Source organism: Mycobacterium sp. ACS4054 (assembly GCF_001667275.1).
Classification (GTDB): Bacteria; Actinomycetota; Actinomycetes; order Mycobacteriales; family Mycobacteriaceae; genus Mycobacterium.
In genome coordinates, this window is record NZ_LZHV01000003.1 from 58,306 (window position 1) to 72,180 (window position 13,875).

The 13,875-nt window shown below is 70.3% G+C and carries 14 protein-coding genes; 5 read left to right on the top strand and 9 right to left on the bottom strand.

Features of this window, described 5'->3' with window-relative positions; all coding sequences use genetic code 11:
• The 5 genes from A5730_RS00300 to A5730_RS00320 form a co-directional block, all read right to left on the bottom strand.
• Nucleotides 1-393: a hypothetical protein gene (locus tag A5730_RS00300; protein WP_231994584.1), complete on the bottom strand. Its 393-nt coding sequence runs from the start codon at nucleotides 391-393 to the stop codon at nucleotides 1-3.
• Nucleotides 394-457: 64 nt separating this feature from the next.
• Nucleotides 458-1,717 carry a DUF58 domain-containing protein gene (locus tag A5730_RS00305; protein WP_067894021.1) on the bottom strand — a complete coding sequence of 420 codons (1,260 nt, stop codon included), beginning with the start codon at nucleotides 1,715-1,717 and terminating at the stop codon, nucleotides 458-460.
• On the bottom strand, nucleotides 1,714-2,685 hold the full coding sequence (locus tag A5730_RS00310; protein WP_055403867.1) for a MoxR family ATPase: 972 nt from the start codon (nucleotides 2,683-2,685) through the stop codon (nucleotides 1,714-1,716). The genes A5730_RS00305 and A5730_RS00310 overlap by 4 nt, the downstream gene beginning before the upstream one ends.
• The gene (locus A5730_RS00315) at nucleotides 2,682-3,164 is read right to left on the bottom strand and encodes a hypothetical protein (protein WP_067894023.1); all 483 of its coding nucleotides are present in this window, start codon (nucleotides 3,162-3,164) and stop codon (nucleotides 2,682-2,684) included. The genes A5730_RS00310 and A5730_RS00315 overlap by 4 nt, the downstream gene beginning before the upstream one ends.
• Nucleotides 3,161-4,102, bottom strand: a complete 942-nt coding sequence (locus A5730_RS00320; protein ID WP_231994580.1) for a DUF4129 domain-containing protein — start codon at nucleotides 4,100-4,102, stop codon at nucleotides 3,161-3,163. Before A5730_RS00320 ends, A5730_RS00315 begins: the two co-directional genes overlap by 4 nt.
• A 146-nt stretch (nucleotides 4,103-4,248) precedes the next feature.
• Between A5730_RS00320 and A5730_RS00325 the strand changes: the two genes are divergently transcribed.
• Nucleotides 4,249-5,637, top strand: a complete 1,389-nt coding sequence (locus tag A5730_RS00325; protein ID WP_369829841.1) for a 13E12 repeat family protein — start codon at nucleotides 4,249-4,251, stop codon at nucleotides 5,635-5,637.
• Here the strand turns inward: A5730_RS00325 and A5730_RS00330 are convergent.
• Both A5730_RS00330 and A5730_RS00335 read right to left on the bottom strand, forming a co-directional pair.
• Nucleotides 5,634-6,506: an SDR family NAD(P)-dependent oxidoreductase gene (locus A5730_RS00330; protein WP_067894032.1), complete on the bottom strand. Its 873-nt coding sequence runs from the start codon at nucleotides 6,504-6,506 to the stop codon at nucleotides 5,634-5,636. The two genes, A5730_RS00325 and A5730_RS00330, sit on opposite strands and share 4 nt — an antisense overlap.
• The gene (locus A5730_RS00335) at nucleotides 6,503-7,105 is read right to left on the bottom strand and encodes a TetR/AcrR family transcriptional regulator (protein WP_055403862.1); all 603 of its coding nucleotides are present in this window, start codon (nucleotides 7,103-7,105) and stop codon (nucleotides 6,503-6,505) included. The genes A5730_RS00330 and A5730_RS00335 overlap by 4 nt, the downstream gene beginning before the upstream one ends.
• An 89-nt stretch (nucleotides 7,106-7,194) precedes the next feature.
• Here A5730_RS00335 and A5730_RS00340 point away from each other — a divergent pair, with 89 nt between their 5' ends.
• The 3 genes from A5730_RS00340 (at nucleotide 7,195) to A5730_RS00350 (ending at nucleotide 10,926) form a co-directional block, all read left to right on the top strand.
• Nucleotides 7,195-8,346: a phosphotransferase family protein gene (locus tag A5730_RS00340; protein ID WP_067894134.1), complete on the top strand. Its 1,152-nt coding sequence runs from the start codon at nucleotides 7,195-7,197 to the stop codon at nucleotides 8,344-8,346.
• Nucleotides 8,346-9,461, top strand: a complete 1,116-nt coding sequence (locus A5730_RS00345; protein ID WP_067894035.1) for a hypothetical protein — start codon at nucleotides 8,346-8,348, stop codon at nucleotides 9,459-9,461. Before A5730_RS00340 ends, A5730_RS00345 begins: the two co-directional genes overlap by 1 nt.
• A gap of 118 nt (nucleotides 9,462-9,579) precedes the next feature.
• A complete protein-coding gene (locus A5730_RS00350) occupies nucleotides 9,580-10,926 on the top strand; it encodes a flavin monoamine oxidase family protein (protein WP_067894137.1) in 1,347 nt (448 codons plus the stop codon).
• On the opposite strand, the gene A5730_RS00355 is transcribed toward A5730_RS00350, so the two are convergent.
• Nucleotides 10,921-11,877 (bottom strand): alpha/beta fold hydrolase, encoded by a 957-nt coding sequence (locus A5730_RS00355; protein ID WP_067894038.1) that lies wholly within the window; start codon nucleotides 11,875-11,877, stop codon nucleotides 10,921-10,923. The genes A5730_RS00350 and A5730_RS00355 overlap by 6 nt on opposite strands.
• A 128-nt stretch (nucleotides 11,878-12,005) precedes the next feature.
• On the opposite strand from A5730_RS00355, the gene A5730_RS00360 reads away from it, so the two are divergent.
• Nucleotides 12,006-13,358 (top strand): FAD-dependent oxidoreductase, encoded by a 1,353-nt coding sequence (locus tag A5730_RS00360; RefSeq protein ID WP_067894140.1) that lies wholly within the window; start codon nucleotides 12,006-12,008, stop codon nucleotides 13,356-13,358.
• On the opposite strand, the gene A5730_RS00365 is transcribed toward A5730_RS00360, so the two are convergent.
• Nucleotides 13,355-13,867 (bottom strand): STAS domain-containing protein, encoded by a 513-nt coding sequence (locus tag A5730_RS00365; RefSeq protein WP_082946646.1) that lies wholly within the window; start codon nucleotides 13,865-13,867, stop codon nucleotides 13,355-13,357. The two genes, A5730_RS00360 and A5730_RS00365, sit on opposite strands and share 4 nt — an antisense overlap.
• Nucleotides 13,868-13,875 lie beyond the last annotated feature (8 nt).

Consider the following 13,875-nt stretch of genomic DNA (forward strand, 5'->3'; position numbering starts at 1 on the left):
TCAGCTCAGAAACGGCCGCACGGCCAGCACGTAGACACCGAGGGCCGCGAGCGGCGCGGCCAACGGTAGCCACGGCAACTGTAGCGGAAACGACGTCGCGGCCAGCCCCGCGAGCGTAAAGCCCACCGCCCCAACGGCCGTGGGCCAGCTGCCCAGGACCGCGCCAGCCGCCGGGCCGGCCGCGTGGCGGCAGACCAGGTAGGCGGCGGCGCACAGTCCGGACAGCGCGACGAACACCGGCGGCGGTTCGGACAAGATGACGGTGACCACCGCCAGCAGCACCGCTAGCGTTGCCGCGGGGCGAAATACCGTTCCGGCGGCCACCGCCAAAAGCGCCGCCGCCCAAGCGGTCACCGCCAGCCCGCGTGAACCGTCGGCGGCCAGGCCCACCATCAGCAGGCCGAAGGCGATCGAGAACACCGGGGCCCACAGGCGGGGCAGCGTGCCCGCGCCTGCGCTAGCCACGGAGCCGTCCCCGCACCCGCCGGCGGCGATCGGGCAGCACACCCATCGACTGCTCCAATCCGCTGTCGCCCTCCCACGACACGATGTCGACACCGACCGTGGCCATGTCGCGATACATGGCCGAGCGCTGCAGCGTCCACATCCGGTTCACCAGGGGGTCCTGTTGGGCCTCGAACGGGGACCGGTCGAGGATGTCGACGGCGACGACGACGTGGCCGCGCCTGCGCAGGTCGATCAGCGCGAGCGCGAATTCGGTGTCGAGCAATGTGGAGAACGCGATGACGATCGCGCCCGTGGGCACGGCCGCGCGCGGAGCCAAAGTGCCGGTGGTGTTTTCGAACCGATCGCCGGCGCCGAGCACGGTGTCGAGCACCCGGTAGAACTGGCGCTGCCCGATGTCGGCGCCAAGCCAGCGCGGTCGGTTGCCGCCGACGGCGACGACCCCGGCGCGGTCGCCGTGCCGCAGGGCGGTCTGCACCACTTGCGCGGCGCCGCGCACCACGCGCTCGGTGGCCTCGGTGGCCGGGCCCGCCGGCTGCCGATAGGTGTCGATCAGCACCACCACGTCCGCGGCGCGGTCGGTCAGTCGCTGCGTGACGTGCAATTGGCCGCGGCGCGCGCTCACCGGCCAATTCACCGCCCGCAGTTGGTCGCCGGGGACGTAGGCGCGAATGTCGGCGTATTCGACGCCCGGGCCGATATGGCGGGTGAGGTGGGCGCCCAGGCGGTCGAGCAGTTCGGTTTGCGGGATGGGCGTCGACTGCGGCGGAGTCAACGGAAACACGATGACTTCGGCGGCGTCGACGGTGGCCGTCCCCGACAGCAGCCCGCCGCGCGCGACCGCGTCGACCTGGGCCCGCACGAAGTAGCGGCCCCAGCGTTGTGCCGTCGCCGCAACGGTTTTCGCGTCGCGGGATTCCGCGTTGAGGACTTCGACCTGCATTCCCTCGACGGCGGGGACCGTCACCTCCACCGCGGCGGCCGTGCCGTCTTCGGTCGCCCAGATCTTCACCCGAGCCCGGTCGTTCTCGAAGCACCGCTGCGAATCGGGGTCGCCGTGCACGCGGACCGTCGGGACGGGCCGCTGCCAGCTGATCGAGCACAGCACGCCGAGCAGTGGCGCCGCGAAGGCGATCAGCTCCCACCGCCCGCCGATCACCGCTGCCGCGAGGGCCAACCCCGCGCAGGTCGCGACCGCCCGCGTCAACTGCGATGCGCGCCAGCGGAACTCGACGGCTGCCCCGGCACTCATCCAGGGTCCCCGTGCCCCGTCCGGGGCACCGGCAACCGCCGCAGCAGCTCCCCGACGACGTCGGCGCCCTGGATTTTCCGCACCCACATCTCCGGGCGCAGGGTGATCCGGTGCGCCACCGCCGGGATAGCGAGCGCTTTGACGTCTTCGGGGATCACGTAATCGCGCCCGAGCAAAAGCGCGCGGGCACGGGCGAGTTGGACCAGGTCGAGCTCGGCGCGCGGGCTGGCGCCCACCGCCACCTGCGGATGGTGCCGGGTGGCGTTGGCCAGCGAAACCACGTAGTGCAAAACGTCTTCGTGCACGGTCACCTGCTCCACCGACTCGCGCATCGCGAGCAGGTCCTGGGCGTCGACCACCTGATTGACGGTCGGCTCGTTCGAGCCACGCTCGAGCCGGCGGCGCAGCATCGCGGTCTCGTCGCGCTCGGAGAGGTAGCGCAGTTCCAGGCGGATCGCGAATCGATCCAGCTGCGCCTCCGGCAGCGGATAGGTGCCCTCGTACTCGATCGGGTTGTCGGTCGCGAGCACGATGAAAGGCCTTGGCAGCTGGTGTGTTTCGCCGTCGATGCTGACCTGGCCTTCGGCCATCGCCTCGAGCAGCGCCGCCTGGGTCTTGGGCGGCGTGCGGTTGATCTCGTCGGCCAGCAACAGGTTGGTGAAGATGGGCCCGGACCGGAAGGCGAACCGGCCCGACTGCATGTCGTAGATCGTCGAGCCGAGCAGGTCCGCGGGAAGCAGGTCCGGGGTGAACTGCACGCGGGTGAACTGCAGGCCCAGCGCGGCGGCGAACGACCGGGCGATCAGGGTCTTGCCCAGGCCGGGCAGGTCCTCGATCAGCACGTGGCCGCGCGCCAGCACCGCGGTGAGGATGAGGGTGAGCGCGGAACGCTTGCCCACCACCACGCGCTCGATCTCGTCGAGCACGGCCTCGCAGTGCGCTGTGGTTGTCGCCGCCGGCAACGTCATACCTGTTCCAACTTTCGCAGAATCTCTTCCAGCGTCGCACGGCCGGGACCGGGGCGTCGGTCGCCGGTCGGTGCGACGTTGTTCGGATTAACCCATTCCCATAACTCGGTCCCGAACAGCATTTGGCCGCTGACCTGATAGGCCACCGGGTCCTTGGATCGCCGTTGGCCGGTGGTCATCTCGTATCGGCGCGCGAGCATCGGGCGCAGGTGCCGGTCCCAGTCCACCCGGGTGGACTCCGCCCACCGGATCGTCGTCTCGGTGTTGGAAAGCCAGCGGCGCAACGAATCCCCGAGATCGTCGGGGTCCGCTTCGGCATCGGGAAGCATTCCGCGCCCGAGGACGCGACGAACGGTGAGCAACACCAGAGCCAGCGCGCCACCCGAGGCGGCCAGCACCAGCCCGCGATCGTGCTGTGTCAGCGCCAGCAGCTCGATCCCGACGATGAGGCAGACACCAAGGGCCAGGGTTCTTTTCATACCGGACTCCGTGAGCCCAGTTCGTCGAGGACCAATTGAAGAACGCGCACGGCCAGGTCGCGGTGGCTCTCGTTCATCACGTGCGGGCTGAATCGCGCCTCGGCGAACAGGTTCACCAACTGCACGGCGTTATCGACGTGCAGGGCATGGTGTTCGACCGCGCGGGCCAGCACCTCGGTCGGGGTGTCGAAGTCCTGCGGGGCGGCCTCGGGCACATTGGCGAGCTCGCGTTCCATCGCCGCGTAACAGGCGATGATCGCCTCGCGCGGTTCGCGGCTGAGGTCCGTCATCTCGGCGAGCCCGCGTTCGGCCGCCCGCGCCAGCGATTCGTTGGGCCGCGCCGCGGGTTCGACGGGGGCGGCGGCGACCGCGACCGGTGTCGCGGCGTGCGACCGCCGCCGGGACATGACGAGCGTCCCGGTGACGATGATCAACATCATCGGGACGGTGGCGGCGAGCAGGATGCCGAACATGTCCCCGTTCGGCCGGTGGGGCCGCGGCGACGCCGGGGCGTTGACCGGGTCCGCCGGCGCGGTACCGGTTCCCGACGGCGGAGGGGCCGGACCGACGTTGTGGGTGGGCAGCAGGCGGGACACCACCAGCACGATCAGCAGCCAGGCGACGATGACGGCCACCCCGATCAGCACCACGCGCCAGCTTGGCCGCCCCCGGCCGGTGCCCAGCATCTCGGACAGCTGCCCGGCCTGCGGTGCGGCGGCGCGGGGGTCACGCAGCCGCGCGATGACCGCGACCGCGACGAGCGCGAGTGCCAGGCCGAGGATTGCCACCACCGCTATCAGTGCGGCCTGGCTGCTTTCGGACTCCGGCCGCTCGGCGTGGTGGGCGGCGGGCAGGTAGCCGCGCAGGGCGGCGGAGACGACGAGCAGCAGCACGATCAGGGCGACGACCCGCCCCGTCGGCTTGTCCATACCAGGCATTGGCCCACCACTCGAACGGTTGGCTTTGTCTCATCCTGGCACGTCAGACGAGGCGTTATCCACAGTCCGCCGTTCATCCACAAAACCGGTTCGACGCGGGTCGTATTCGAACTTATGTTCGATACCGTGGGGGCGTGGGTTTACCGATGAGCGCCGAACAGGCACGGGAGCGGATCGACGCCGCCCTCGACGCGATCGACGCGGCCCACGATGTGCTGCGGGAGACCTCATCGGATGTGGTCGGCAACGACTTTCGGCTCGGGGTCGCCGAACGGCTCGAGACCCAGGAACGCGCCAACCGTGGGCTGATGTACCGGTATTTCGCGGAAATCGCCGACCCACCCGACGGTAGCGGGTTCGTCCCGGCGGTACGCGACAAGCTGTGGGCGCGGCTGCGCATCACGCCCAACGAGATCACCCGCCGCTTCTGGCTCGCGGCCCGGATCCGGCCGCGGCGCTCGCTCACCGGTCCGCCCGTGCCCCCGGAGCTACCGGCGCTCGCGGCAGCGGTGGCGGCGGGTGCGCTCGGCGAGGACCACATCCGGGCGGTTTGCGCGTCCGTGGATGTTCTGCCCTCCCGCGTATCGCCCTTGGACGTGGCGGACGCCGAGCGCGCCCTGGTGCAGCATGCGACCAAACTCGACGCCGGGGTCGTCGCCAAGCTCGGCCGGCGGATCGCCGACCACCTCAATCCCGACGGCCTCTTCAACGACGAAGACCGGGCCCGGCGCCGCCGATTGCACCTGGGCCCACAGGGTCCCGACGGCATGTCCCGACTGTCCGGCCTGCTCGACCCCGAGACCCGCGCCTACTTCGAAGCCGTCGAAGCGGCCGTGCGGCCCGGCCGCCACGAACCCGACGGCGGGGCCGACGACCCGGAGTCCCGCGATCGGCGCACAGCGGCCCAACGCTGCCACGACGCGTTGAAATGGGGCCTCGAAACGGCCGTCTCCTCCGGCCGGCTCGGGACGCACCGAGGCCACCCCGTCACGGTCATTGTCACGACCACGCTGGCCGAACTCGACCGCGCCGCGCACGCGGTCGCCGACTCGTCGGTCCCTATGCCGCCGCCCGCCCGCACGGGCGGCGATTCAAGGCTGCCCATGCCGGACCTGATCCGGATGGCGGCCAAGGGAATTCACTACCTGGCGGTGTTCGACGAGCACACCGGCCGGCCGCTGTATCTGGGCCGCCAGAAACGCCTCGCCACCGCCGACCAGAGGCTCATCTGCTACGCCCGCGACCGCGGTTGCACGCGACCCAACTGCCTCGAACCCGGCTACCACTGCGAGGTGCACCATTGCCCGGATTGGGCGGGCGGCGGCCAAACCGACGCGGACAAACTGTTCTTCGCCTGCGGTTCCGACCACGCCGCGGCGAGCCGGGGCGAATGGAGGACCGAGGTCGCCGACGACGGGCGGCTCGGCTGGACGGATGGCGACGGCTCGCCCGAGATCAACCACGCTCATCATCCGGACGAACTACTCCGCGGTGATCCCGATCCACCCGAAGGCCAGGGCGAAGAAGGCCCCTAGTCGAGCTGAAAGGGCCGGAAACTGCCGTCGAGCACCTGCAGGTGGCCGATCGTGCGCCCCGTGACCTTACCCGGATCGACCAGCGTCAATTCGACTGCGGCCCGGGCGAATTCGTCGGCCGCGGCGGTATCGTCGAAATCCCGGGCGTAGTAGGCCAGCCCCGGCGTGAGGATGGGTTTCGACGGCGACAGGGCATTCACCGCGATCCGGTGGTGGGCGAGATCGTACGCCGCGCACTGGGTCAGATGTTCCAGCGCCGCCTTGGATCCCCCATAGCCGGGCAGGACCCCGCCGCCGCGGTCCGGATACGGCCCGTCACCCGGCAGTCGCGACGCGACCGAGGTGACGTTGATGATCGACCCGTTGCCCGCTTCGATCATGTCGGGGCACACCAGTTGCATCAGTTCATAGGCGGCGAACACGGCAATGTCGAAATGCCGGCGGTAGGCGGCCAGCGGGATGCTGAGGAATCCGGGCCAGCCGGGCTTGCCGGCGCCGGCCGGCGGCGTGGCGGGCTTGGCACGCGGTTCGGCGCCCGGTGTCGGGGGGCGGCCGGGCGCGGTGAAGGCCGCGTTGTTCACCAGAATCGTGATGGGCCCCAGGGCATCTCGCGCCGTATCGACCAACCGCGCGACGTCGTCACGGTCGGTCAGGTCGGCGCGGACCGCGATCGCTTGTCCGCCGGCCGCCTCGATGTCGGCCACCGTCTCGCCGATGGTCCCCGGCAGCCGCTCGTCCCACACCTGCTCGGTGCGCCCGGCCACCGCCACGGCGGCGCCCTCGGCCGCCAGGGCCAGCGCGGTGGCCCGCCCCAGCCCGCGGCTGGCGCCGGTGACGATCGCGGCGCGGCCCGCCAGGCGGCCGGTCATCGCGTCACCCCGTGCACGACGATGGCGGTGGTCTGCTCCACCCACGCGTCGTCGAGGTCGTCCTCCGGCCGCAGCAGCATGCGCAGCATCGTGGCGCCCCCGATCAGCTCGATCAACCGGTCCGGATCCACGTCGGGATGCGCCTCGCCCCGGTCGACGGCGTCGCTGAGCCGCACCCGCACCGTCGCGAACAGGTCGGCGAACCGCGACATCACGCGGGCGTTCAGCGCCGGATCGGCCGTCATGTCGGCCACCAGGCCGGGCAGGGCCGCGCGAACGACCGGCGTGGTGAAGACGTCGCGGGTGGCCTCGATCATCATCCGGACGTCGGCGGCGAAATCCCCCGCCGGCGCCTCCAGCGCGGTCGGCGCCACCGGGAAGGCCGCCTCGTGCACCAACTCCGCCTTGCTGGACCAGCGCCGGTAGAGCGCCGATTTGGTGGTTCCCGCGCGCTCGGCGACCGCCGCCAGACTCAGGTTCGAATAGCCCATTTGGACAAGCAGTTCCGCGGTGGCCGATAGGATCGCCGAGTCGATGCGCGGGTCCCGCGGCCGGCCGGCGCCGGGGGCCTTGTCAATGGCGGACGGGTCTGCTTTCATAACGCTACCTACCGTATCGTAATTGCCGCGCCGGAGTCGCCGACATCGCCGTCTCAAAGAGAACCGAGTCTCAAAGAATGGAGGCACCCGTGGCCAACGAACCCGTGCTCGACAAGGTCGACCGACTTCAGCGCTCCAGCCGAGACGTCACGACGCTACCCGCCGTGATGTCGAAATGGCTGTCCACCGTGCTGCCCGCCGGCGCCGCGCCGGAGGTGACCGTCGAGAGCGGCGTCGACTCGACCGGCATGTCGTCGGAGACCATCATCCTGACCGCGCGCTGGCAGCAGGACGGCAAGCGCACCGAACAGAAACTCGTGACCAGGGTGGCGCCCGCCGCCGAAGACGTCCAGGTCTTCCCCACCTATCGGCTCGACCACCAATTCGAGGTCATCCGCAAAGTCGGTGAACTCACCGACGTGCCCGTCCCGTCGGTGCGCTGGCTGGAGCCCACCGGAGAGGTGCTGGGCACGCCCTTCTTCGTGATGGACTACGTCGACGGCGTGGTGCCCCCCGACGTCATGCCCTACACGTTCGGCAACAACTGGTTCGCCGACGCCCCGGCGGAACGCCAGCGCGAACTGCAGGACGCCACCGTCGGGGTGCTCGCCAAGTTGCATTCAATCCCCAACGCCGAGAAGACATTTGGCTTCCTTTCTGACGGGCAAGACGGCGACACCGCCCTGCGCCGGCACTTCAACTGGGTGCGGTCCTGGTACGACTTCGCCGTGCCCGACATCGGCCCCTCGCCGCTGCTGGAGCGGACCTTCACCTGGCTGGAGGACAACTGGCCGGCCGAACCGGACGCGCGCGAGCCCGTGCTGCTCTGGGGCGATGCCCGGGTGGGCAACGTGCTGTACCGCGACTTCTCCCCGGTGGCGGTGCTGGACTGGGAGATGGTCACGCTCGGGCCGCGCGAGCTCGACGTGGCGTGGATGATCTACGCCCACATGGTGTTTCAGGAACTGACCGGGCTGGCGGGACTGCCCGGCCTGCCGGAGGTGATGCGCGAAGACGACGTCCGCGCGACCTATCAGCGGCTGACCGGCGTCCAGGTCGGCGACCTGCGCTGGTTCTACGTCTACTCGGGCGTCATGTGGGCCTGCGTGTTCATGCGCACCGGCGCCCGGCGGGTGCACTTCGGCGAAACCGAGAAGCCCGACGATGTCGAGTCGCTGTTCTACCACGCCGGGTTGATGCGACGACTGATCGGTGAAGGCCTGATCGGAGAGGACCACTAATGCTCGGACCGCTCGACGAATTCCCGGTACATCAGATCCCGCAGCCCATCGCGTGGCCGGGTTCCTCGGACCGCAACTTCTACGACCGCTCCTACTTCAACGCGCACGACCGCACCGGAAATATCTTCGTCATCAGCGGCATCGGCTACTACCCCAACCTCGGCGTCAAGGACGCGTTCTTCCTCGTCCGGCGCGGGGACACGCAGACGGCGGTGCACCTGTCCGACGCCATCGACCAAGACCGGCTGAACCAGAACGTCAACGGCTACCGGATCGAGGTGGTCGAGCCGCTGCGCAAACTGCGGTTGGTCCTCGACGAAACCGAGGGCATCGCAGCCGATCTCACCTGGGAGGGCCTGTTCGACGTCGTGCAGGAACAGCCGCATCTGATGCGGTCCGGCAATCGGGTGACGCTGGACGCGCAGCGGTTCGCCCAGCTGGGCAGCTGGAGCGGCCGCATCGCCATCGACGGCGAGGAGATCGCCGTCGACCCGGCGACCTGGCTGGGCAGCCGCGACCGGTCCTGGGGCATCCGGCCGATCGGCGAACCCGAGCCGGCCGGCCGGCCCGCCGACCCCCCGTTCGAGGGCATGTGGTGGCTGTATGTGCCGATGGCGTTCGACGACTTCGCCATCGTGCTGATCATCCAGGAGGAGCCCAACGGGTTCCGCTCGCTCAACGACTGCACCCGGGTCTGGCGCGACGGCCGCGTCGAACAGCTCGGCTGGCCGCGGGTCAAGATCCACTACCGCTCGGGCACCCGCATCCCCACCGGCGCGACCATCGACGCGACGGCCCCCGACGGGACGCCGGTGCACTTCGACGTGGAGTCCAAGCTGCCGGTGCCCATCCACGTCGGCGGCGGTTACGGCGGCGACTCGGACTGGCTGCACGGCATGTGGAAAGGCGAAAAGTTCATCGAGCGCCTGACCTACGACATGACCGATCCGGCGATCGTCGCGCGCTCGGGCTTCGGCGTGATCGACCACGTCGGCCGCGCGCTGTGCCGCGACGGCGACCGCGATCCGGTGGAGGGCTGGGGCCTGTACGAGCACGGCGCGCTGGGCCGCCACGATCCGTCCGGATTCGCCGACTGGCTGACGGTCGCCCCCTAGGCAGCCCGCGAACGTCGAGGAGTACCGAGATTTTCGGGCCATCTCGCGCAACGAATCGACGTTCGCGGGTGTAGGCATTCGCCACACGAAATCCCAGAAGTGCGGTTGACTGGTGCGCGTGCCAAACCCCCCCTGGATTGTCGACGTTGTCGTGGTCGGCGCCGGCTTCGCGGGGCTTGCCGCGGCGCGGGAGCTGGCCCGCCAGGGCCACGACGTGGTGGTGTTCGAGGGCCGCGACCGCGTGGGCGGCCGGTCGTTCACCGGGAGCGTGGCGGGGTTGCCTGCCGATCTGGGGGGCACCTTCGTCGGCCCGACCCAGGACGCCGTCCTGGCGCTGGCGGCCGAGCTGAACATCCCGACCATCCCGACCCATCACGACGGCAAGAACGTGATCCACTGGCGCGGCTGGACGCATTCCTATCGCGGCACCATCCCCAAGCTTTCGCTGACGGGCCTGCTCGACATCGGCCGTCTGCGTTGGCAATTCGACCGGATCGCCCGCGGCGTCCCGTTGGAGGCCCCATGGGGCGCGCGCCGGGCCCGCGAGCTCGACGACGTCTCGCTCGGCGACTGGCTGCGCTCGGTGCGGGCCACCGCCTCGTCGCGCGACCTGCTGGCGATCGTGTCCCGGGTGACCTGGGGGTGCGAACCCGACGACGTGTCGATGCTGCACGCGGCCCGCTACACGCACGCCGCGGGCGGCCTGGACCGGCTGCTCGACGTCGAGAACGGCGCCCAGCAGGACCGTTTTCCGGGCGGAACCCAGCAGATCGCCGAGGCCTCGGCCGCCGAGCTCGGCACCCGGGTGGTGCTGGGCGCGCCGGTCCGCCGCATCGACCGGCACGGCGCCGGGGTGACCGTCAGCACCGACGTCGGCCAGGCCGAGGCCGGCTTCGTCGTCGTCGCCGTGCCGCCCGCCCACCGGGCGTCGATCGAGTTCTCTCCCCCGCTGCCGGCCGAGTACCACCAGCTCACCCAGCATTGGCCGCAGGGCCGGCTCAGCAAGGCCTACGCGGCGTATTCCACGCCGTTCTGGCGCTCCAACGGGTTCTCGGGCCAGGCCCTGTCCGACACGGGGCCGGTCTTCATCACGTTCGACGTCAGTCCGCACGCCGACGGCCCGGGCATCCTGATGGGCTTCGTCGATGCGCGCGCCTTCGACTCGCTCTCCCCCGAACAGCGCCGCGAGGAAACGTTGCGCTGCTTTGCGACGCTGTTCGGCGACGACGCTCTGAAGCCGCTCGACTATGTCGATCATCGTTGGGGCGCAGAGCAATTCGCGCCCGGCGGTCCCACGGCGGCGGTGCCGCCGGGATCGTGGACGCGTTTCGGGCGGTGGCTGCGCGAGCCGGTCGGACCCATCCACTGGGCAGGCACGGAGACCGCGGACGAATGGACCGGGTTTCTCGACGGCGCCGTGCGGTCGGGTCAGCGCGCGGCGGCCGAAATCACCGCCCTGCTATGAGCTGATCCGCACGTCCTGGGTCACCGATTCGGCGAGGGCGCGCAGGTGGCGGTTCACCTCGCGCGGGTGTTCCAGCATCGAGCAGTGCCCGCCGGGCAGTTCGACCAGGCCGACGACGTTGGGCGCGGTGCTCGCGATCCTGCGGGCCTGGCTGATGGGGGTGAGCCGGTCGCGTTCGCTGCCGATGACCAGGGTCGGCACGGTCAGACCGTCGAGCTCGAGGTAGCGCGACCCCAGCGCGGCGACCAGCATCCTGGCGCAGCCGGCGCGCCCGGCGGGCGAGGTCTCTTCGAAGAACCGGTGCACGATTCTGGCGACGCTCGGGTCGGCATCCCTGCCCACCGCCAGCAACCCGACCAGGTGACGACTGGGGATGCGGGCGGCGGTGGGGATCGGGAACCCGCCGAACGCGTTGATCAGCGCGCGGGCCGCGACCACCCGGGCTGGCGAGAGCCCGTACGGCACGGACAGCAGCTGCACCTTGCGGACCAGATCGCCGGTCGTGGTGTTGATCAGCGCGACGGCGTCCGCGCGCCGGCGCACCATGTGCCGGTACCGCGCCGACCACGCGGCGATGGTGATGCCGCCCATCGAATGGCCGGCCAGCACGGCGCGCTCGTGCGGCGCCAGCGTCGCATCCATGACCGAATTGAGATCGGACGCAAGGTGTTTCAGGCTGTACCCGTTGCGCCGGGGCATGCCGCTGCGGCCGTGGCCGCGGTGGTCGAAGGCGATCACGCGGTAGTCGTTGGCCAGGTCCGCGATCTGGTATGCCCAGGCCCGGATGGCGCAGGTGATGCCGTGCGTCAGGACGATCGGATAGCCGTCGGGCGGCCCGAACACCTCCGCGTGCAGGCGGGTGCCGTCGGTGGCCCGCACGGCCACCGTCTGGCTGGGCGGCAACTCGTGGGGGTAGGGGTCGACTACGCGAGCCGATCGTCGAGCACTCATCGCCGCTCCCCCCTCGAACGTGGCCCCGTCGCCGCAGTTAAGGTCTGTCGCAACTTTATCCCTAAGGTCCGTTCGGATTCGGTAATTCCGGCAAACGTTCTCATGAGACGCTAACACCCGTGTACCCGATGTCCCGTCGGGAATTCATCACCGCAGCCATGGTCGGCGGCGGGCTGATGGCCGCCTGCGCGCCCCAGCGTCCGCCGGCGGCGCACCCGCCGCCGCCGGACACCCGCTCGGTGCTGGTCGTCGGCGCCGGGATGGCCGGGCTGTCCGCCGCCCGCAGCCTCACCGACGCGGGCTGGCCGGTGCGGGTCATCGAGGCCCGCGATCGCGTGGGCGGGCGCGTCCACACCGACCGCGACTGGGGCGTCCCGCTGGAGATGGGCGCGTCGTGGATCCACGGCACGTCCGACAACCCCCTGATGGAACTGGCGCGGCAAGCGCAAGCCGACTTGGTCACGACCGACTACTACGGCTGGGCCAAGCTCGTGGTCGATCCCAAACTCTCACCGCTGGACTACGATCCGACGCCGTGGCGCGCGTTCGTCGAGCGGGCGCGCTACCAGGTCGATGGCGGCAGCCTGGGCGCCGCCGTCAACGCCGCCGCCGCCGACGAAGGCCTGTCCGCCGCCGAGCGCGCCCAGTTGGCCTTTTACCTCACGACCGAGGTCGAGGACGAATTCGCCGCCGACGCGGATCAATTGTCCGCCATCACGTTTGACGAGGGTGACTACAGCGGCGGGGACCAGGATGCCGTCACCAACGGCTATGACGCCCTGCCGAGGCTTCTCACCAACGGCCTGCAGATCGAACTGAACACGCCGGTGACCGCGATCGCGCAACATGACGACGCCGTCGTCGTCCGGACTAAAGATCGGTCGTTTCAAGGGCCCGCCGCGATCGTCACGGTGCCCCTGGGCGTGCTGAAAGCCGGTGCCATCGCCTTCGATCCGCCGCTCCCCGAGCGCCACAACCGGGCGATCGCCGCCCTGGGCTTCGGGGTGTTGTCCAAAAGCTTCTTCCGCTTCAACCGGCGCGGCTGGGCGGCGGACAACGCCTTCTATCTGTATCTCGGCGCCGGCGGCGGCGACTGGGCGCAGTGGTTCACCATGCCGGCGGCGGCGGGCCCAATCGTGTTGGCGTTCAACGCCGGTGACCGCGGTCGCGCCGTGGAGTCCTCAACGGCCCGGGACCTGACCGCCACCGCGCTGCCGATCGCGCGCCGGCTGTTCGGGGACGTCTCCGTGGTCGACGTGAAGACATCGAACTGGAGCGCCGACCCGCATGCGCGCGGCGCCTACTCTTTTCACGCCCCCGGCTCCGGTCTGGACGACCGGCGACGGCTGACCGAACCCGTCGGCGACCGGTTGTATCTGGCCGGCGAGGCGGTCGGCGTCAACAACCCGGCCACGGTGCACGGCGCCTTCGCCAGTGGCCGGTACGCCGCCGAACAGTTGATGCGCCGGCTGGGTCGTTAGGACGCGAGCCCCTGAAGTCGCGTGGACGCGTCGCGCTGCGGTTCGTGCTGGCGGGCGGGACCCGAAACCAACCGGCGACGCGCCGTGGTGGCGCCTTCGATGTGGTCGAGGGCCACCTCGACGGATTCGGCGATGGGCAGGCCGTGATCGGGCAGCACCCGCGTCAGCCGGCGCAGCGCCGAGCCGCCGACCACCCAGCACCGCAGGTGGGCTTCCCGGTGCTCCTCGTTGAGGACCAGCAGCGCCCGAAGGCCCGAACCGGCAAGGAAATCCAGGCCGGTCAGGTCGAGGATCAGCGGCGCCCTGAGCCGCGCAAAGCGGCGGATGGCCTCGGTGACCAGGCCGGTATTGGACGCGTCCACCTCACCGACGATGCGCAAAATGGTGGCTGTGCTGCGGGCATGGACATGGATTTGCGCTGCGGCGCAATCGATTTCGTAGCGGCTGCGGGGTTGCCCCAACAGCTCCGGGGTATGTCGTGCAGGGGATAGATCGGATAGTGCAGTCATGGGATGTG

Bases quoted from the DNA above. Each gene is read 5' to 3' on its own strand.
- A5730_RS00300 (WP_231994584.1), bottom strand. From the start codon at position 393: ATGGTGGGCCTGGCCGCCGACGGTTCACGCGGGCTGGCGGTGACCGCT.
- A5730_RS00310 (WP_055403867.1), bottom strand. From the start codon at position 2,685: ATGACGTTGCCGGCGGCGACAACCACAGCGCACTGCGAGGCCGTGCTC.
- A5730_RS00330 (WP_067894032.1), bottom strand. From the start codon at position 6,506: ATGACCGGCCGCCTGGCGGGCCGCGCCGCGATCGTCACCGGCGCCAGC.
- A5730_RS00325 (WP_369829841.1), top strand. From the start codon at position 4,249: ATGAGCGCCGAACAGGCACGGGAGCGGATCGACGCCGCCCTCGACGCG.
- A5730_RS00315 (WP_067894023.1), bottom strand. From the start codon at position 3,164: ATGAAAAGAACCCTGGCCCTTGGTGTCTGCCTCATCGTCGGGATCGAG.
- A5730_RS00365 (WP_082946646.1), bottom strand. From the start codon at position 13,867: ATGACTGCACTATCCGATCTATCCCCTGCACGACATACCCCGGAGCTG.
- A5730_RS00335 (WP_055403862.1), bottom strand. From the start codon at position 7,105: ATGAAAGCAGACCCGTCCGCCATTGACAAGGCCCCCGGCGCCGGCCGG.
- A5730_RS00345 (WP_067894035.1), top strand. From the start codon at position 8,346: ATGCTCGGACCGCTCGACGAATTCCCGGTACATCAGATCCCGCAGCCC.
- A5730_RS00305 (WP_067894021.1), bottom strand. From the start codon at position 1,717: ATGAGTGCCGGGGCAGCCGTCGAGTTCCGCTGGCGCGCATCGCAGTTG.
- A5730_RS00360 (WP_067894140.1), top strand. From the start codon at position 12,006: ATGTCCCGTCGGGAATTCATCACCGCAGCCATGGTCGGCGGCGGGCTG.
- A5730_RS00355 (WP_067894038.1), bottom strand. From the start codon at position 11,877: ATGAGTGCTCGACGATCGGCTCGCGTAGTCGACCCCTACCCCCACGAG.
- A5730_RS00320 (WP_231994580.1), bottom strand. From the start codon at position 4,102: ATGCCTGGTATGGACAAGCCGACGGGGCGGGTCGTCGCCCTGATCGTG.